This is a genomic window from Vibrio sp. MM46, assembly GCF_027587135.1.
Taxonomy (GTDB): Bacteria; Pseudomonadota; Gammaproteobacteria; order Enterobacterales; family Vibrionaceae; genus Vibrio; species Vibrio harveyi.
The window spans coordinates 241,823-260,297 of the sequence record NZ_JAPPTO010000002.1 but is presented as its reverse complement, the minus strand read 5'-3'; the positions used below and the strand labels follow the sequence as shown (position 1 = coordinate 260,297).

The 18,475-nt window shown below is 44.8% G+C and carries 13 protein-coding genes; 7 read left to right on the top strand and 6 right to left on the bottom strand.

Going from position 1 to position 18,475, the window contains the following annotated elements:
- Positions 1-176 precede the first annotated feature (176 nt).
- Positions 177-941 carry a hypothetical protein gene (locus OH459_RS03140; protein WP_005450816.1) on the top strand — a complete coding sequence of 255 codons (765 nt, stop codon included), beginning with the start codon at positions 177-179 and terminating at the stop codon, positions 939-941.
- A 126-nt stretch (positions 942-1,067) separates the two neighbouring features.
- Complete coding sequence (gene miaE / locus OH459_RS03135; protein ID WP_005450818.1) at positions 1,068-1,847, top strand: tRNA isopentenyl-2-thiomethyl-A-37 hydroxylase MiaE; 780 nt, start codon at positions 1,068-1,070, stop codon at positions 1,845-1,847.
- A gap of 214 nt (positions 1,848-2,061) precedes the next feature.
- Here miaE and OH459_RS03130 read toward each other — a convergent pair whose 3' ends face one another.
- The 4 genes from OH459_RS03130 to OH459_RS03115 all read right to left on the bottom strand — a co-directional run bounded on the left by OH459_RS03130 (position 2,062) and on the right by OH459_RS03115 (position 8,502).
- On the bottom strand, positions 2,062-3,090 hold the full coding sequence (locus OH459_RS03130; RefSeq protein WP_005450820.1) for a metal-dependent hydrolase: 1,029 nt from the start codon (positions 3,088-3,090) through the stop codon (positions 2,062-2,064).
- Between the two features lie 428 nt (positions 3,091-3,518).
- A complete protein-coding gene (locus OH459_RS03125; RefSeq protein ID WP_005450822.1) occupies positions 3,519-3,770 on the bottom strand; it encodes a hypothetical protein in 252 nt (83 codons plus the stop codon).
- A gap of 443 nt (positions 3,771-4,213) precedes the next feature.
- Positions 4,214-6,652 (bottom strand): M9 family metallopeptidase, encoded by a 2,439-nt coding sequence (locus OH459_RS03120; protein WP_269985455.1) that lies wholly within the window; start codon positions 6,650-6,652, stop codon positions 4,214-4,216.
- Positions 6,653-6,861: 209 nt separating this feature from the next.
- A complete protein-coding gene (locus OH459_RS03115; protein WP_017819138.1) occupies positions 6,862-8,502 on the bottom strand; it encodes a methyl-accepting chemotaxis protein in 1,641 nt (546 codons plus the stop codon).
- A gap of 508 nt (positions 8,503-9,010) precedes the next feature.
- Between OH459_RS03115 and OH459_RS03110 the strand changes: the two genes are divergently transcribed.
- Positions 9,011-10,339 (top strand): sphingomyelin phosphodiesterase, encoded by a 1,329-nt coding sequence (locus tag OH459_RS03110; protein WP_269985452.1) that lies wholly within the window; start codon positions 9,011-9,013, stop codon positions 10,337-10,339.
- Positions 10,336-11,295, top strand: a complete 960-nt coding sequence (locus OH459_RS03105) for a hypothetical protein (RefSeq protein ID WP_017819136.1) — start codon at positions 10,336-10,338, stop codon at positions 11,293-11,295. Before OH459_RS03110 ends, OH459_RS03105 begins: the two co-directional genes overlap by 4 nt.
- A gap of 175 nt (positions 11,296-11,470) precedes the next feature.
- On the opposite strand, the gene OH459_RS03100 is transcribed toward OH459_RS03105, so the two are convergent.
- Together OH459_RS03100 and trpS are read right to left on the bottom strand one after the other, a co-directional pair.
- Positions 11,471-12,025, bottom strand: a complete 555-nt coding sequence (locus tag OH459_RS03100) for a hypothetical protein (RefSeq protein ID WP_009699822.1) — start codon at positions 12,023-12,025, stop codon at positions 11,471-11,473.
- 194 nt (positions 12,026-12,219) lie between these two features.
- The gene (gene trpS / locus OH459_RS03095) at positions 12,220-13,242 is read right to left on the bottom strand and encodes a tryptophan--tRNA ligase (protein WP_005450839.1); all 1,023 of its coding nucleotides are present in this window, start codon (positions 13,240-13,242) and stop codon (positions 12,220-12,222) included.
- A gap of 797 nt (positions 13,243-14,039) precedes the next feature.
- On the opposite strand from trpS, the gene katG reads away from it, so the two are divergent.
- From katG to OH459_RS28300, 3 genes are all read left to right on the top strand, one after another.
- Positions 14,040-16,220: a catalase/peroxidase HPI gene (katG, locus tag OH459_RS03090; protein WP_005450841.1), complete on the top strand. Its 2,181-nt coding sequence runs from the start codon at positions 14,040-14,042 to the stop codon at positions 16,218-16,220.
- A 428-nt stretch (positions 16,221-16,648) separates the two neighbouring features.
- On the top strand, positions 16,649-17,527 hold the full coding sequence (locus OH459_RS03085; RefSeq protein ID WP_269985445.1) for an NAD(P)-dependent oxidoreductase: 879 nt from the start codon (positions 16,649-16,651) through the stop codon (positions 17,525-17,527).
- Positions 17,528-18,115: 588 nt separating this feature from the next.
- Positions 18,116-18,415 carry a lipase gene (locus OH459_RS28300; RefSeq protein ID WP_269985443.1) on the top strand — a complete coding sequence of 100 codons (300 nt, stop codon included), beginning with the start codon at positions 18,116-18,118 and terminating at the stop codon, positions 18,413-18,415.
- Positions 18,416-18,475: the final 60 nt, after the last annotated feature.

The following is an 18,475-nucleotide window of genomic DNA, read 5'->3' as shown; positions in this document are numbered from 1 at the left end:
CATAGAGTTGAATTTTAAAAATTCGCTTTTTCTTACAGCTCACCGCATTCCGTGCTTAATTACGTCGGAAAACGTGTTTGGGGCAAAATAATCAAACAAATAGGGTGCCGAGAAAGATAAGATTCATGTATTCTTGAACGCTAGCCATACAAAAGTAAAAAAGCAGACGCAAAGATATGAATACTGGTTTAATAATCGCTTTGGTAGTCATCCTACTGGTACTGATCCTTGGCTATAACATCATGTTGCAGTACAAGGTCAAAGTAGAGACAGCGAAAAGACAAGAGTCTGCTCGCTACGTGGCACTGATTGACGGTACAGAAGAGCTGATTGGACACGCTCATCATATTCCTTTCAGCAAGGACTTACTGTTATGTCTTAATAATCGCATTCTTGATGCGCTTGAAAGCATGCGTGACCTCGATCCGAAGAACAAACAACTTGTTCAGCGCGTCGAGAACATGAAACAGCAGATTGCTCAACTGAATGAGAGCAATCAAAGCGGCGAAAGCACGACGTTTAAAATGCCAAGCAGCGACAAGCAAGCTATCTTGATGCTGAAACTGGTAAAACGCCTGCGTGACACCGTTCGTAACGAGCACAACAAAGGTCGACTCGATACACAAACTTATGTGACTGAAAACGCGCGTCTGGAAACCATGCAGATTCGTATTAACATCGAAAACGTCATTAAGCGTGCAAACGATTCGATTGCTCGTGGTCAGCCTGGTACCGCTCTGCAATTGCTTCGTAAAGGTATTGATGCTCTGAGCACAAAAAATGATGCTTACTCAGTTCAAGCAAAACAAAAGCTTGAAGAAATGCTTGGTGATCTTGATAAGAAACGCCAGGACAAGAACGACGCAGAAATGCAGCAAATTGCCGATAAAGAGCGTGACAGTGATATGGATGCGCTCTTCGGTGAAAAGAAAAAGTGGTAAACTCCCCACAAGCTTTCCGCCCTATCCGATTAAAGGCTGCGTTTGCAGCCTTTTTTGTGTCTTATTACTCTGAAAATGACACAGGCTGGATAACCCAAATTTGAATGTAAAGTGCTAAAAATTAAAATGATGAATCTCGACGCCTATCAGGATCTTCTTGCTCCAATTAACCAATTCTTGCAGTGCAGCACCCCAGATGAGTGGGTTGAAGAAGCAAAGAAGCCGGAAAACCTTCAAACCATTTTATTAGACCATCTACTGTGTGAGCTGAAAGCGGGTCAGTCTGCGATGTTCTTGATCCGTAAATACGCCGTAGACAAAGAAAGTTCACACGCCCTGCTCGACTGGTTTAAACCCTACGAAGATTTCGCTTACCGTAAAACGGGGTCATTAGAGACACTAAAAGGTAAGAGCAATATTTCTAAAGCCATCATCGCTAAGTCTGATTCACCATACAGTCAGGATCTGATCGATAAGATGGTTCTGCTGATCAAAGAAGAGTTGCACCACTTCTACCAAGTGCTCGAAATCATGGAAAGCCGTGGCATTGAGTACCAGAACATTCCAGCAAGCCGCTACGCAAAAACCTTAATTTCACACATGAAAACGCATGAACCAGAAACCTTGATTGATAAGCTCATCATCGGTGCTTACATCGAAGCGCGTTCGTGTGAGCGTTTCGCTAAACTGGCTCCGCATATGGATGAAGATATTGCCAAGTTCTATGTTTCTCTGCTGCGTTCAGAGGCGCGTCATTATCAGGATTATTTGATTCTGGCAGAGCAAATCGCGGGTAAAGATATTAGCGAGCGTGTGGCAGAGTTTGGTCGTATCGAAGCCGAGCTGATTTCAACTCCAGACGACGATTTTAAGTTTCACAGTGGTGTGCCTGTACTAGCAGCTTAAGTTGCGAACCTGAAGTAAATAGCAAAAAAGCCGGACATCACATCCGGCTTTTCTGTATCTGGTTCGGCACTTGCTGTAACTCAGTGTTCCATAGACATTCCTGACTGCGCCCTTTCGTCGCTTTTGGAAATGACATTATGTTGCGTTAGCAATTCTAACGTCGTCATCCTCACAGTGAGGGACGAGCGAGTTGGGGAGCTCTTTTACTCGCCAACTAAGAACGTGCGTTCAGCTCCATACGTTGTAAATTCGCATCAATGGTTTGATCGCCTTTCAGCCTTTCCCACAGCTGCCCTAACAGATCTAAGCTTCGCTCACTTGGGTAACGTTGTGTCGATTCCAACAACTGCCATTCCCCGCTTTGGCTCTTCTCGGCGAAAACAAACTCAAAGGAAAGGTTGTTAGACATACCTAATCGTAAATCAGTCACAATCAATGCATCATTCTCTACACGGTAGTTAAGGTAGTTGTGTGAAAACGCCTGAAGCCCTTTTAACGTATCCGGTTTGTCCTCTAGTGGCCAACTGCCTAGAGGATGTGAGACAAAATCAATGCGTTCGCTATTATCGAAAACTGATGCCAAACCTTCCCAATATTTACCATCATCCATCACGACCACACGCCAAAGCAGAGTATTAAATGGTGTCGGTGTAATCAGCACCTGTTGATTTGGTAGGCTCTGCGTCATTAAGTTTTGCTCCACTCGGGAAGCAATGATCTGCTGTGAAGCGTAACCCCACCCCAGATAAAGTGTCGAGATCAGCACAACCGTTTGACACCACTGTCCACCACGCGATTTAGAAAACAGAGCGACACCAATTGCGACCAGTAGAGGTAAGGTGTAAAGCGGATCAATGATGAAGACGTTCCGTAGCTCAAAATAGCCCTCAAAAGGCCATATTAACTGGGTGCCGTAGGTTGTCATCGCATCCAATAAAGTGTGCGTAACCAAAACACTCACAGTCAGAAAAAATACTCGAGACAACGTCCAGAATGTGTCTGGTTTCCATCGACAGTACAGCCAAGAAATCAGCAACGCGAAAGGAGGTAAAACAAGTAAAGAGTGAGAGAATCCACGGTGCTTAATCGTATTTTGGACCGCATCACCATAATCAAGGATCACATCTAGGTCAGGCAAGGTTCCGAGCGCTGCGCCCGTTAATAACACTTTCGCATTGCAGCGTTTGCCGGCTATTGCACCTGCAACCGTTGCCCCTAATGCTGCTTGAGTAATTGAGTCCATACTGGCTATCTAAACCTATTCATGACAAAGATTGATTAAGCCGAAAACTAAAACGCATTCCGATAGGAGTCAAACAACTCGCCTTATTTCACTCTCTTACTTACTTACTTTTACACAATATACCCAAGTGACTTCAAGATGCAGGATTCAGAGCGTTGTCATTGATTCGAGTTCAAGGAAAACAACGTAGCGTAATAGCCCGCTCTTTCCAAGTTGTTTGACGCAGCAATCGGGTCAATGACACGCTCCCAAAGGGCGAGTTGACTGGGCTTGTATACTTTGTTGTCGATTCTTGATTTAGACCCGCTAGACCTTTAAATCGCCGCCGCGTCTACAAACCCAGTCATTCTCGCTGAACCGAGCATCTCGAGGTTACTTGGGTATAGAAGTCGATCAAATGTCGAGACAGGATTGAGCATCACCTTAGGCTAGTTCGGCACCTCAGTGCTGGCAATCTTCTTTAACAGCGTTTCTCTTCGAAGCTCCAAGATCTCATCAATGAGTTTTTCTTTCGCATCGATACCGAAATGCTGAGCATAGTTTTTCACTTTCTCAATTTCGTCTGGCTGGAGACGGTAGACCTCTTTCTTTAAAAGAACTTCTGCTTCGCTTTTGATACAGCCTTGGTGTTGAAGCAACTTAATGATGATTTCATCCGTTGGGTTTACAGCTTTTACCATGATTCTCTAATCTTCAGGTTGAGTGTTGAGCCATTTAGCTCGCTCATTTAAGTCGCACAACTTATAGCCCAAACATGACAACTTTATTGCAGCATCACGTCATAAAATAGCAAAACATGATTTACCGCACATTGGTTTAAATGATTGTTTTTAATCATCATAACTAGACAATCGATATAGCTAGACAAGCAATGTCAGCTGCTCGTAGAGGATATAAAGAGATATCGATAGTAAGAGAAGCAGACAAAGTAAACGTACATCGCAGAACCACTCACCTACTCTGCCGAAGAAATATAGAAGCTCAGAATCTTGATACGAAAAAGCCGGACAACTACGTCCGGCTTTGGCTTAATTTAAAGTGACTAGATCGCTAAATCGCCGCCGCGTCTACAAACCAAGTCATTCTCACTGAACCTAGCATCTCAAGGTTACTTGGGTATAGTTCAGTAAAAATATACCAGCATCTCGACATCATCCCCTTGCTGCTTAGCATTTAATGAGAAATGCAAGTAACCAGCTTCGGTAACTGGAATTTGCAGATATTCATTGCTGCCCCAGTAGTTTGATGCATATTCGTGCTGTTCTACTGTCGGCCAGTACGCTCGGCTAGCGTAGAGGTCAACATTGCCATTTTCGTCATTGTTGTTTTTATCACTTAACCATACGCGAACTTCTTTTACGCCTTGCGGAACATATACCGCAGCGTAACGTTGTTGATGCACGGTTAAGGTCTTTGCCTGGCCAGATTCCAACACTACAGGCGCCAAATCATCTTGTTCTTGTGTTGGGGGTGTTTGTGTTTCTGTCTCTAACGTCGCAACCAGAGTCACGGCATTAAATTCAGTACGACCAGCAATGCTGATGTAGTATCGACCAGGTTTAATGTAGCCAGAAGGTTCGGTCTCAAAGGTGACTACCTCATTACTACCATCTGCGTACTGGCTGAATTCAAAATCGTAGTAATGCGCTTCTTTCTCAAAGCTCATGTAAAGGTCTGCATCACCTTGATTCTCACCTTGCAACGCGACTTCAAAGTGTGTGCTCTTCTCTGGAACGTCAACATAGAACAATTGCTCACTGTATGCTTCCCCACTAATTACCACGCTTTGGTTGGTCGCTAGCGCCGTGACTTGATCAGAAGGGTCTGTCGGCTCGTCTGGCTTGGTATCTGGATTTGGGTCTGGCTGCTCTGGTTGGTTAGCAACAGAATCTAACCAGCGGTCAAACTCGCCGTTGTATTGCTGACCTAATACCTGCACTTGCTGCGCCCATTGCTTAAACTTACCAGCACGCGAAAGCGCCAGCAGAGTGTCCACTTCCTGAGGGTACTCTTCCAACATAAAACGCACGGCTAGGTAACCCCAGCGATAAATACGGTTGGAATCATGAGAGTAAGTGGTTGCAAACACATCCGACAAACTCATCTTTCCATTGTCAATCAAACCAATCGCTGCGTCATAGCCTTGTTTGTAATGCATGTATTCAGCGAAACCTTCTAACCACCAAACAACATAGCCATGTGCCAAGTTATCGCTAAACGAACCGTATTGGTTGAATCTCGCATCCAGATAATGGGTGTACTCATGCTCTAGATTGAGAATAGAAAGCTCATCACCATTGGCGTAACGATAAGCGACAAAGCGCGCCACATTGCCGGCTTCTGATGGGTTACCTTCTAGGTACTGTCCACCATTATCAGTTGTGTTACCAAATAAGAAAGATGAATAATCTACATAGCTGCCATTATTAGCAAACACCGCCACTTCTACCCGTTCGTTATGGTCATCTGCCACTGGCTGATTCCCGGTATTCGCAACTTGGTGAAAGTCCGCTTCTTTGGCAGAAAGCACGTCACATGCTTCTATCGCCTGAGCTTGGGTCAGATCTTGTGAGCGAATAATTGCAGGACCATCACACTCATGACGATTCGGTAAAATACGCGCAGCTAAATCATGTTTTGCTTGGTCTAAATCGAGACCATTCAACCCTTCCGGCGCGTAATAGCTCATCATCTCAACTGCCGCTAACCAAAGTTTGTCGTGTTTGCTACCCAACGGGTTTTGCACCATCACTTGCTGCATTACACGTAGTGCTTTTTCTTTAGTCGCTTTATCCGGACTTGCTAGCAAACGACCAGTTTCACGTACCGCGTTGTACACGAGGAAGCTAGCATCAGTATCAAGCGCCCAAGCGTTATCACGAGCAAAGGCAGCTAAGGTATCGATGTGCTGTGTGTGACTTGCCATGTAACGATAAAAATCATCCTTCGACGCATGCCCTGCCATGGCACGGAATAGATTGTTCAGCCCAGCCACCCACTGCGTATCTTTTGCCGTCTCACGATTAAAGTGACGAAGAGCAGTGAGCTGAGCATCCATGGTCAACGGTAATTGTCTTACGTTGTCGACCATTAAGGTCAAACTCTTCATCGCACCCACTTGTTCGCGACCTTGATCAAGCGCGTGTGGGTTAGCAAGAAACGCATTTATTGACTGCGCAAAGCGTTGGCTCAGAGCTTGAGAGAAATTCGGTTGCTGCGCGTTATAGCGCACATAGTAAGCAGCACGCACAAATTCACCCAAGTTTTCTAACTTACGCGCTTGCTCGGCGTCACCTCGGTAACGAGTAATTTCTTGATTTAATACAGTTTGAATGCGACTCAAGCTCGCTTCGGTGTAAATATCATTTAACGAGTCAGCAGGAGCAGAAAACCAAGAGCTGTAACAGTGATAGTCGGCAGCAGACACTGCGGAAGCGAGGTCAACCGTGTGCTGAAGATCAGCAACATCACATTGTTCTTGGGCAAATGAGAAACTGGAAACACTGGCAAGCATGCAAGCTAGCGCCAAGCGATGACGTGGGAATAGACGTGTATGAGACATAACAACACTCATTAATTAGTTATATATTTGAGCGGTGATTTATATTCCCCTCGCACAATTAAGTGCAATTGATAGCATAGCTTTTTATGAAGTTAGTTCAGAAATATTTAAACGAAAACGTTTTACAAAATATTGATAAACTTATGAATTCAAATAAAAAAGCTCAGCAAGAATCCTCGCTGAGCTTTTTTACAGGTCGCAATCAGATTTTAAACTTTAAAATAAGCCACTTCTTGTTTGAGCTTATTAGAAAGTGCGTTCAGATTCTGGCTTGCGACGTCATTGTTTTTCATCGAGTCAATCGATTCTTTCGACATGCTGGAAATCTGATCCATCGCCACGACAAGCTCACTCACAACTTGAACTTGCTCTTCTGTGGCCGTCACAATATCACGCACTCGATCAAGGGAGTCCTGCGCTTGTTTCTCAATGCTAACCAATAAATGCGTCGCCTCTTCTGTGTTCCTTTGACAACTTTCCACTTGTGGTTGCGTGCTTTCCATCGCGTTCACACTTGCGACCGTCTGGGCTTGAACCTCTTTCAGCATCTTCTCAATCTGAGTAGTGGCTTCCCCCGTACGCTTAGCGAGGTTTCTTACCTCATCAGCAACGACTGCAAAACCGCGTCCAGATTCACCCGCCCGCGCAGCTTCAATTGCAGCATTAAGTGCCAACAAGTTAGTTTGCTCAGAGATGTCACTGATCATATTCACGATGCCACCAATTTCACGCGTTTTTGTCTCAAGTGCCTTCACCTGCCCTACTGTGCCATTTACGGCTGCAGTAACGGATAACATTTGTTCTGCCACAGCAGCAATGCGTTCGCGACCATCACGAGCATTCTCTGATGTGTTAACTGAGTTTTGCTCCGATAAATTTACGATCTTGGCTATCTCATCGATACTCGCATGCATGGTTTCTAATCTGATCGCCATTTGATCCGTAAGAGACGCTTGCTGTTGAGCGGTATCAAATACCGAACGAGAACCACGAGAGACTTCTTCGACTTGCTCTGCTAATTGCTCAGAAGCGCCACGAATATTGCTGACAATCGAGCTGAGCTTTTCTGACATCAAAGACAGAGAATGTAAAATGCTGCCTTGTGCGCTATCACTATGATCTTGGGTTAACTCACCTTCTGCCATTGTTTGAATCGCGCGTTGTGCCTCAAATGGCTCGCCACCTAGAGAGCGTCGGAAGCTACGCTCAATAACAAAACCAACTAAGATTGAAATCAGCAAAGCAATTCCACTTAGAGCAAGCATTAAGCTTTGGAAGCCACTTGCTTGCTCTCGCGCTACTGGCGTCAATTTCTGGTTCAACGTTTCTTGGTAATCAATAAACTCGTTGATCACCTTTAGCCACATCGCAAAGTTAGGGCGGACTTGCTCCAAAAGTAAATCCGTGACCGGTTTGCCGTTTTCTTTTTTAGCGATAACTTCTTGAACGAGAGGAAGTGTTTTCGCTTGGATGTCATCGATACGTTGCAATATCTCGCGTTCTTTAGCGGTAAAAGGAACATCACTTGCCATCATGCTTTGCATCTGTTGTTCAGACTCGCGATAAAACGCTTCCAGACGTTTGATTTCCTCTTCAAAGGCGCGCATTTCTTCCACATTTCGCGCCATTGCAACATCTCTAATTGCAATCGCACGGTCATGGACACTACCTCGATAGTTAATGGCATAGCGCTGCTTCACAGAGTTGATATCCGTAACCTCAGATAAGGTCATATCAATAAAGTTAACTTTCTGAATTCCGACAACCGTAAGTATCGCCATAAGCGCCACTAATGTACCGAAGCCAAGCGCCAAACGGGTTCTCACTTTTAACTGAGCAAGGGACTGCATTTCGTTCTCCTGATAGCAAACGAGATAAGTGAGGCAACTTCGCTGTTTGCCTCTCATTCTAATTTTGTGCGAAAGAGAACAGACCTTGTTGTTCTGACAAAAATTCCAAACTAAATGAGAATTCATCACAGGCATGTTCTATACGCTATCCCGATCACATATTTGAGTTTGAATAAGCAGTGGAATCAGAAGGTTAAGTTCAATACTTTATTATGCGAAACAGAATGGTTTGCGGGATTATTACAACCTAACCTGTCAACGTCTAATCGGTTGCATCAATAAAAGCGATAGGTACCATCGAACAATAAAGATAAGAAATAATTGTTGTTTAACAAGTGCTTAATAAATGTCTGATTCGGTCACCTCATATTTTCCAATTTCCACTTGGAATCTGGATCACAACTCATCAACAAATTCGGTCAAAAGATAATCTGTCATCCATATTTAACGTGCTAGTCATATTTATAAATAAGAATTATTGCTCTAACACAACTTATGGATAAACAAGATGAAATTTACGCAGTGGAGTCTTTTGCTAAGCGGTTTAGTGGCATTACCAAGCTTGGCAGATACGGACGTATACCTCACTAATAACTCGGACCAACCGTTAACCATTCAAGTGAAGCACGAAGGCAGCGATTTACTGAAATACGGAGAGGAATGGCAGCAACATGTGCAAGTGCTTGGTCCTTGGGAAACCAAATCCGTACTCAGCTTTAACCGCTGGGAAGGTGTTAAGTCTGGTCAGAATTATCGCTTCGAGACTGTGGTGTCTAACCCGCAAGGTGAAAGCGTTACGCTTAATCAAGTCATGGAAGGTCATTGGTACAACTCGACCATTGAGTACGGTTTATCTGCAGCAGATGTGGATTTAACGCTGAAAGATGATCGTAATATTCACCGTTCTAGCACTAGTGCCTTTGGGTCTCGCCCTTCTGAATTGGCTTTTAAATCCGCAAGCACTGCGCGCTATGACGATTTGTACTACACCATTACTCCAAACAAAATCGATGAAGTCGTCGATACTGATGAACAAAATCTCAAGTTGATGACTTATAACATTTGGGCGCTGCCTGCAATTGCTTCACATATTGGTGACCGTTTTGAACTCATTCCCGATTATGTCAGAGGTTATGACGTGTTAGCACTGCAAGAAGTGTTTGCCAGTGGTCGCGATGCTTTCTTACGCGAACTCGCCAAAGAATATCCTTACCAAACTAAGATGCTGGATAAAGATGGCTTCAACATTTACGACGGTGGCGTGATCATTGTGAGCCGTTACCCTATCGTTAATCAGGCTCAATACGTCTTCCCAGATTGCTCCGGAACAGATTGCTTCGCAGACAAAGGAGTGAATTACGCAGAGATCATTAAAGGTGGTCAGGCATATCACGTATTCGCTACGCATACAGCCTCTTTCGATACTGATACTGCGCGCGAATACCGACAGCGTCAGTTCAAGCAAATGCGCACAATGGCGCAATCTCTCAATATTCCGAGTAATGAAACGGTGGTTTACAGCGGTGATTTCAATGTGAACAAATTGAAGTTCCCTAGCGATTACCAGCAAATGATCGCCAACCTAAGCGCGATAGAACCGCAATACTCTGGTTATACCGCTTCGACGTTTGATCCTCGCATCAACAACTTTGCTGGAGAAGCCCTATCCGGGGGTGAGAATGTGGAATATCTAGATTATGTAATGGTGAGTAATGAATATGGCGTGAAGTCGTTTAACGATAACCGTGTCGACATTCCACGCTCAACAGCGGAGAGTTTGTGGAAGCATTACAATCTGTCGGATCACTTCCCTGTTAGCGCTGTGATCAAACCATGAAGCGTATTGCGTTAGTCACTGTGTCCGCCGTTGTGGCGGGCACGATTTGGTTCTCAAGCAAAGGTGAAAAGAGCGAGAGCTTTCTGCCGTTTTCTTCCGTATTGGAGAGTGCGACGAATCCCCAAGTCGCTGCATCTACGTCTTCCACAACCAATCAAACTGCAAACAAAACAATCGTACCAAAAGCGAAGGATACTCCCTCTCCACTCAAAGCAATTGCAGGGCGGTTAAGTGATGCCAAAGGTAGAGTATTAAAGGATGAGATAGAAGCGTTTTGGCACTCATGTATGTCCGACCATAACTGTGAATCCAAGCTTGCTGAGTTAGAGAGCTACATGGCAGAAGAACGTTTTGCTCTGCTGGCGAATTACCACCAGCTCAATAGCTTATGGCAACAAAGTGTTGGTAATTTAATGTTTGATGAGCATCAGCCTCTTGCCTCTCGCATCGCACTTCTCAAGGCAGAAGCGAGGAAGATATGGGGGGAACTAGCAGACGTAATTTTTGCCGATGAGTTTGCACTCTATGACTTCAGCTTGCAGGCTGAGCAGTTGGATTCGACTTCACCTCAAGACTATGTGCAAACCTTTGAGAAGTTAGTCCAAGATTGGCAAGGCAATCAAGAAGCATTGGGATTGGTCAGCGAACAAGCGAAATATGAACGCGCTGTTGAACTGATACCGAAAGACATGGGTCATGCGGAGCGCAAGGCTTTGGTTGAGAAGCTTCAACAAACTTACCTTTCTGAACAAGAGAGTGAGGAGATACACGCTCGTGAACTACAGGTCGCGCAGCAAAAGCGGCAAGTGCGCGATTATCAGAGCGAGTTGCAACAGCTTGAATCTAAATTAGCAACGCAAAGAGCCACCAGTCACGCGGGTTTGTCGGACTCGGATTGGCAACGTTATTATCAACAAGCGGTAGCCGATTTTCGCCGTGAGTTCTTCGCGGGTTAATCGCTCACTTGTTTATTAAGAAGTAAGGATAACCAAGAGATTCCCTACTCGCTCAAAACTTAAACTAGGTCATTCCAGCAAGCCTAGGAATCTGGTTCCCGCGAATGCTTGATACAAGAAGGTCGCTCACTTAAAGCGACCTTTTGTTATTCATTCTGTTGGTACAACTCAAGAGTTACAGCACGCGCAAGCACTCTTCTGGTGGCAAACTTAGAAGCGTGTTCGCAAAATTAATCTTCTCATCACGCCATTTCAGTGCTGCTTCTCGGCTGTCTTGCGAGTGACGATCTGCTTCAAAATAGCTTTTCCTTGGTAAACCATTTGCTGGTGTCATCACCATAGATTGTTCATTCAAACGAATCGTAAATAAGAACTGACCACGTTGTCCTGTCTGCGCCGCTGGGTGATGCAACGTCGTATCGCAACAATAACGCTTATCACGTAACGCACGACACGTGTACTCAAATGCATCTTGTGCACCACGCCCCGGAAAAGCGGTATACACACTGATGCCATCACGTTGCAAAGACTGATCACCCGCCGCTAATTGCACTGCATACTGGATCATTCTAAAGCCCAGTACCACACCACCAATGCTATTTAATCCACTAAATTGAATCGCCCCTTCTAAACTCAGACGAAGTTTATCTTCACCTTCATAGAGAAAGAGGTCAGGCGCCGCCCAATCACTTTTTGGAATAAGCAGTTGAGTAATATCCGTGTGTTCCATGTTGGTCTCCGCAACAATATGTGTATTTGAGACCATTAAAATAATGTAATGAGAATTATTATCAATAAAATTCAACAAAAAATGAGAGAAGAAAAAGGCACAACACCATGAAAAACGTTGTGCCTTTAACGAAATAATCTGTCACCGTAGTCCAAATTGAATTCGTTTAGCGAGGTAGGTATTCGATGGTCGTCTCAGAACAGATTCAAACCAAACACCCCTTTCACATCAAACAGCACTTGCTCGGTTTTCTCACGGGAAAGCTGACTGCCTTGTTTTAGGATGTCGATAAGCTGTGCTTTGTCATCAAGGAACATGGCGCGTTTTTCTCGAATAGGACGAAGCATCTCTTGCAGACACTCTTCCAATACTTTCTTGGTTGTTCCATCGCCTAATCCACCACGGCGGTAAAGCATTTTGAGTTCTTCTACATAATCTTTGTCGGTATGAAACGCATCAAGGTATGTGAATACAATATTTCCTTCAACCTGACCTGGGTCTTCAATGCGTAGGTGGTTTGGGTCGGTGTACATCGATTTCACTGCCGCAGAGATTTCTTTCTCTGTTGCTCCAAGGTTGATTGCATTGCCCATGCTTTTTGACATCTTGTTTTTACCGTCAGTGCTTGGCAAGCGTGGTGCGTCACTGAGCAATGGACGACACTCTTTCAAGATGGCTTTTCCGCCAAGGTGATTTATCTTTCTAACGATCTCATTGGTCTGTTCTAGCATCGGTAATTGGTCATCTCCGACAGGCACGAGAGTCGCGTGAAAACCTGTGATGTCCGCGGCTTGAGAAATTGGGTAAGTCAGAAACCCAGCCGGAATGGAACGCTCAAACCCTTTGCTTTGAATTTCATTTTTCACCGTCGGGTTACGCTCCAAGCGTGCGATAGAAACCAAGTTACTGTAGTACATTGTCAACTCGGCAAGAGCCGGGACTTGAGACTGCAAACAAATGGTAGTTTGGGTTGGGTCAATCCCGACGGCAAGGTAATCCGCGACCACATTTAAAATGTTAGACGAGACCTTAGAGGGATTATGCGCGTTATCGGTTAAGCCCTGCATGTCAGCAACCAAAATGGTTTGCTCATGTTGAGTTTGTAGAGCAACACGTTGTTGTAGTGAACCAACGTAATGACCCAGATGCAAAGGACCTGTAGCTCGATCACCAGTTAAAATGATTTCGCGTTCTTGAGTATCGTGTGGGGTGTTCATAACTTATCTCCAAAGAAAAATAGATCGCTACTGGAGATAAAAAAGACATGACATTCTCAGCTACCGTCCAGCAGCGTAAGAATGTAAAGATTCCGCGCCGCTCTAATTAGAGCGCCACCAGAAGAAGTTTGATGAAGGAGTAAATGTCGTTTTCATGTTTTTAAAACTAACAAGGAGCAGAGCTGAAAACAACCCTACTCCTTGCACAATTTGATTTTTCAATTTTGGTGGCTTTGCCATACACGCATCAAATTTGAATATACATAGCGATAACGAGCGCCGCGCCAAATACACTCCCTGACACAAACGCGAGTAATACCGCTTTGTTCTGTTTACTTCTCATCCTTTGTTTCTCGACTCTCAATTTACGTGAGCTCTCGCTCGGCTCAGTACTCGTAATCAATGGGACAGTAATCAATCCTTTTCGGTGAGCCAATACTGCGAATAACCCTCAGCTCACTCTGTTGCACACAGCGTTACGATTTTTGGCACAAACTTAAACCACTTAGCCCTAGAAATGTGATGACCTTAGAACAAGTTCAATGAAATCCGACATGGATTACAAAGGTACGTATTTTGAAAAATCACGTTTAGATACTTCTTTTAGGATGCTTTTATTTAGATGTTTAATGGATAAAAATTTGAGTTATTTAGCATCAAATACGGTTTATCAAAAGAAGAATGACACCGATCATCTTTTGACCAAAACCTTGAAAAATATAACCAAACCATGAGGGCGAAATAGCTAACCAATAACTAAACTTTCAGGACACTAACCCCCAGTTAGGGAGCAAAAGATGAGCGACAACAACAATCACTCCAAATGTCCTGTCATGCATGGAGCGAATACCAACCAACAAGCCACAGAGTTCAATTGGTGGCCGAAAACCCTCAACCTCGATATCCTACATCAACACGATCACAAAACTGACCCAATGGGCGCAGACTTCAACTACGCTGATGCCTTTAACTCTCTTGACTTAGAGGAAGTCAAAAAAGACCTGAAAGATCTGATGACCGATAGCCAAGATTGGTGGCCAGCGGATTGGGGTCATTACGGTGGTTTGATGATTCGGATGGCGTGGCACTCTGCAGGTACGTATCGAATTGCCGATGGTCGTGGTGGTGCAAGTCGAGGTAATCAGCGTTTTGCTCCCCTCAACAGTTGGCCAGATAACGGTAACCTCGACAAAGCCCGTCGCCTTTTATGGCCGGTCAAAAGAAAATACGGTAACAAGCTATCCTGGGCGGATTTAATGATTCTTGCTGGCAACATGGCTTATGAGTCAATGGGCTTCAAGACATTCGGTTTTGCCGGCGGTCGAGAAGACATTTGGCATCCAGAAAAAGACATTTATTGGGGCGCAGAAAAAGAGTGGCTGCAACCAAGTGGCGGTGAAAACAACCGATACTCTGGCGAACGTGATCTCGAGAATCCGCTTGCAGCAGTGATGATGGGCCTGATTTACGTAAACCCAGAAGGGGTCGACGGTAAACCCGATCCCATCAAAACCGCACACGACATGCGTGTAACATTTGCCCGTATGGCAATGAACGATGAAGAAACCGTTGCATTAACAGCCGGTGGTCACACTGTTGGTAAAGCACACGGCAACGGCGACGCTTCGTTACTTGGTCCTGAACCTGAAGGCGCTGAAATTGAAGACCAAGGTTTCGGTTGGCTAAATAAAACTTCTCGTGGCATAGGACGTGATACCGTCACTAGTGGCATCGAAGGCGCATGGACAACCAACCCAACCAAGTGGGATAACGGCTACTTCCATTTGTTGTTCACCTACGACTGGTGGGTAACGAAGAGCCCAGCAGGCGCAGAGCAATGGGAACCAATCAACATAAAAGAAGAAGACATGCCTGTGGATGTTGAAGACCCAAGCATCCGCCGCAATCCGATGATGACCGATGCGGATATGGCACTGAAGTTTGACCCAGAGTACCGCAAAATCGCCGAGCGTTTCCGCGACGACCCTAAGTACTTTGAGGATTGCTTTGCTCGAGCTTGGTTTAAACTGACTCACCGCGATTTAGGACCTAAATCTCGTTATCTCGGCCCTGATGTGCCAGCCGAGGATTTGATTTGGCAAGATCCGGTACCACCGGTGTCTTATCACTTATCTGAAGACAATATCGATGCACTCAAGATGGCGATTCTTAACAGCGAGCTAAGTATCGCAGAATTAGTCTCAACCGCATGGGACAGCGCGCGAACATTCCGTGGTTCAGACCGCCGAGGCGGAGCAAACGGTGCGCGTATCCGCCTTGCACCGCAAAAAGATTGGGTAGGTAACGAACCGGAAAGATTGCAGAAAGTGCTCAACACGCTCGATTCAATTCGCACCACCCACAACTCCCCTATCAGCATGGCGGATTTGATTGTGCTTGCTGGCGGAGTGGGTATTGAGAAAGCAGCATCGAATGCGGGCATGAATATTTCTGTGCCATTTAGCCAAGGTCGTGGTGACTCAACCGATGCAATGACTGACGCCGAATCCTTCGATGTACTCGAGCCGATCCATGATGGATTCCGTAACTGGCTAAAATCAGATTACGTTGTGACGGCAGAAGAACTATTGCTTGAAAGAAGCCAATTGATGCAACTAACCGCAGTCGAAATGACCGTATTAGTTGGTGGCATGCGCGTGCTTGGTACCAACTACGGCGGCGCTGCGCATGGTGTGTTCACTGATAATGTCGGCGCGTTAACGAATGACTTCTTCGTAAACCTCACTGATATGAGCTACACCTGGCATCCAACCAGTGATAACGAATACGAAATCCGCGAGCGAGCTTCTGGTCAAACAAGATGGACAGCATCACGTGTTGACTTGGTGTTCGGTTCAAACTCCGTGCTCCGCTCTTATGCCGAGGTTTACGCACAAGACGACAACAAAGAGAAGTTTGTGCACGATTTTGTTGCTGCATGGGTAAAAGTAATGAACAACGACCGCTTTGACCTTTAATCGCCTAACTTAATCAAGCTTTAACCATTGAGAGAAGAGCCAAACATTATGGCTCTTCTCTTTCTTACCTTTCTTTTATTTCTGGTTTCTCTATCCATACTTCCTCGTTCTCTCCTCTCTTTGGCTTAGATTCTTTTACTGAAGATTAACCGCCCGATATTGTCATACAATTAACCATATTCAGAAGGCAAACGTATCTCAATCAAATACCCATTTTTTGCTTATACCTTCTCGTTTTCGTGACCTTATTCCGAAGACATAAAAATCACTCAAAGCCAATAAAAATCGTACCAATAGGCTAACCAACCTCTCATTTTTATCAAAAACCAGTGGCAAATCGCCTTTCGTCTCATTTTCCGATTGCAAATTCAAAATGAGGAATTAAGATAAAAGCATATAATCATACAATAAGATATTTGGAGTTTGATATGACAAAACCTGTCATTGGTTTCATCGGCCTTGGTCTGATGGGTGGAAACATGGTTGAGAACCTTCAAAACCGTGGTTACGAACTAAACGTAATGGATCTGAATAAAGACGCAGTAGCAGCATGTGTTGCTCGCGGCGCAAAAGAAGCAAGCTCACCTAAAGCACTGGCTGAAGCAAGTGACATCGTGATGCTATGTCTAACAACATCTGAAGTTGTTGAGAAAATCGTTTATGGTGAAGAAGGTATCCTAGCGGGTATTCAAGAAGGCGCGACACTGATTGACTTCGGTACGTCTATCCCTGCTTCTACTCGTAAGATCGGTGCAGACCTTGCAGCTAAAGGCGCAGGTATGGTCGATGCGCCTCTAGGTCGTACGCCTGCTCACGCAAAAGATGGTCTTTTGAACATCATGGCTGCAGGTGACATCGAAACATTCAACAAGGTGAAGCCTGTACTGGACGATCAAGGTGAAAACGTATTCCACCTTGGTGCGCTAGGTTCTGGTCATGTGACTAAGCTAGTAAACAACTTCATGGGTATGACAACAGTAGCGACCATGTCTCAGGCATTTGCGGTTGCTAAACGTGCTGGCGTTGATGGTCAACAACTATTCGACATCATGTCTGCTGGTCCATCAAACTCACCATTCATGCAGTTCTGTAAGTTCTACGCTGTAGATGGCGAAGAGAAGCTTGGTTTCTCTATTGCAAACGCAAACAAAGACCTTGGTTACTTCTTAGAGATGGTAAAAGACCTAGGCACTGAGTCTCTTATCGCAGAAGGGACTTCTAAGAGTCTACAAGCTGCAGTGGACCAAGGTCTTGGTCAAAACGACGTACCAGTGATCTTTGATTACTTCGCAGAACTAGAAGGTTAATACCTTACTCAACTGCGCTTCCAAAGCCTTGCTAACCCCGTAGCAAGGCTTTTTTGTGCTTTCTTTTCTCCTCTTAAATCACTCCTTCTCCCTCTTTGAGATCCACACCCTACGTTCAAACTGTATATGTACTCAAGCAGCTTCAAGATGCAGGATTCAGAATGTTGCCATCGATGCCCTTTTTACCAAAAGTAAGCAAGGAGAATAACGCCGTGCGATAGCAAGGTTTGTCCAAGTGGTTTGACACCGCCATTGGTTTAATAAAAAACCGAGTTCATGACACGCTCCCAACGGATATTCTTGGCAAATGGTAAGGGGGTTGGCTTGTATACTTTGTTGGCGATTATTGATTGAACTCTACGAAACCTTTAAATCACCGCCACGTCTACAAACCAAGTCATTCTCGCTGAACCAAGTCATTCTCGCTGAACCAAGTCATTCTCACTAAATCAAGCATCACAAGGTTACTTGGGTATAGACATGACATTATGTTTGTACATTATTCCGCGGATATTTTCTTTTTACAGTTAAAGAGTGACGATTATCTTGAGACTGGCTTCTGAGTACTAGTTGAAGAATTCCAATTTAATGGGAAGCTTTGCCCTTCGTTACAAACCATCGGTGAACTACCCAGAACAACCATTATCACCGCAGAACATGAGCCACGGCGTGATGATTATCGATGACTACAGCTCAAGGTGTGGGAGCATACTGCAAGCGTTATCTGGGTGTTATTCATGGCTTTTTGTCATTCTCTGGGCTGAATGGTTTAGCAACGCGCTCTACTGCAGCGTTTTCAAAGCAGCGCAAACATCCGTCATGGCACACTTTCAGAATCGTTCACTGCAAGTTAATTGGAATGATAAAGATCGTTTGTGGCTCAATTAATGACACCATAAACAAAAAAATCCCACGGTATTGACCGTGGGATTTTTCATAGAGAGTTTG

What these genes read in the sequence shown, in the direction of transcription:
- OH459_RS03120 (WP_269985455.1), bottom strand. Translation starts at nt 6,652, where the DNA reads ATGTCTCATACACGTCTATTCCCACGTCATCGCTTGGCGCTAGCTTGC.
- OH459_RS03100 (WP_009699822.1), bottom strand. Translation starts at nt 12,025, where the DNA reads ATGGAACACACGGATATTACTCAACTGCTTATTCCAAAAAGTGATTGG.
- OH459_RS03115 (WP_017819138.1), bottom strand. Translation starts at nt 8,502, where the DNA reads ATGCAGTCCCTTGCTCAGTTAAAAGTGAGAACCCGTTTGGCGCTTGGC.
- OH459_RS03105 (WP_017819136.1), top strand. Translation starts at nt 10,336, where the DNA reads ATGAAGCGTATTGCGTTAGTCACTGTGTCCGCCGTTGTGGCGGGCACG.
- OH459_RS03085 (WP_269985445.1), top strand. Translation starts at nt 16,649, where the DNA reads ATGACAAAACCTGTCATTGGTTTCATCGGCCTTGGTCTGATGGGTGGA.
- OH459_RS03125 (WP_005450822.1), bottom strand. Translation starts at nt 3,770, where the DNA reads ATGGTAAAAGCTGTAAACCCAACGGATGAAATCATCATTAAGTTGCTT.
- trpS (WP_005450839.1), bottom strand. Translation starts at nt 13,242, where the DNA reads ATGAACACCCCACACGATACTCAAGAACGCGAAATCATTTTAACTGGT.
- katG (WP_005450841.1), top strand. Translation starts at nt 14,040, where the DNA reads ATGAGCGACAACAACAATCACTCCAAATGTCCTGTCATGCATGGAGCG.
- OH459_RS28300 (WP_269985443.1), top strand. Translation starts at nt 18,116, where the DNA reads ATGGGAAGCTTTGCCCTTCGTTACAAACCATCGGTGAACTACCCAGAA.
- OH459_RS03140 (WP_005450816.1), top strand. Translation starts at nt 177, where the DNA reads ATGAATACTGGTTTAATAATCGCTTTGGTAGTCATCCTACTGGTACTG.
- miaE (WP_005450818.1), top strand. Translation starts at nt 1,068, where the DNA reads ATGATGAATCTCGACGCCTATCAGGATCTTCTTGCTCCAATTAACCAA.
- OH459_RS03130 (WP_005450820.1), bottom strand. Translation starts at nt 3,090, where the DNA reads ATGGACTCAATTACTCAAGCAGCATTAGGGGCAACGGTTGCAGGTGCA.
- OH459_RS03110 (WP_269985452.1), top strand. Translation starts at nt 9,011, where the DNA reads ATGAAATTTACGCAGTGGAGTCTTTTGCTAAGCGGTTTAGTGGCATTA.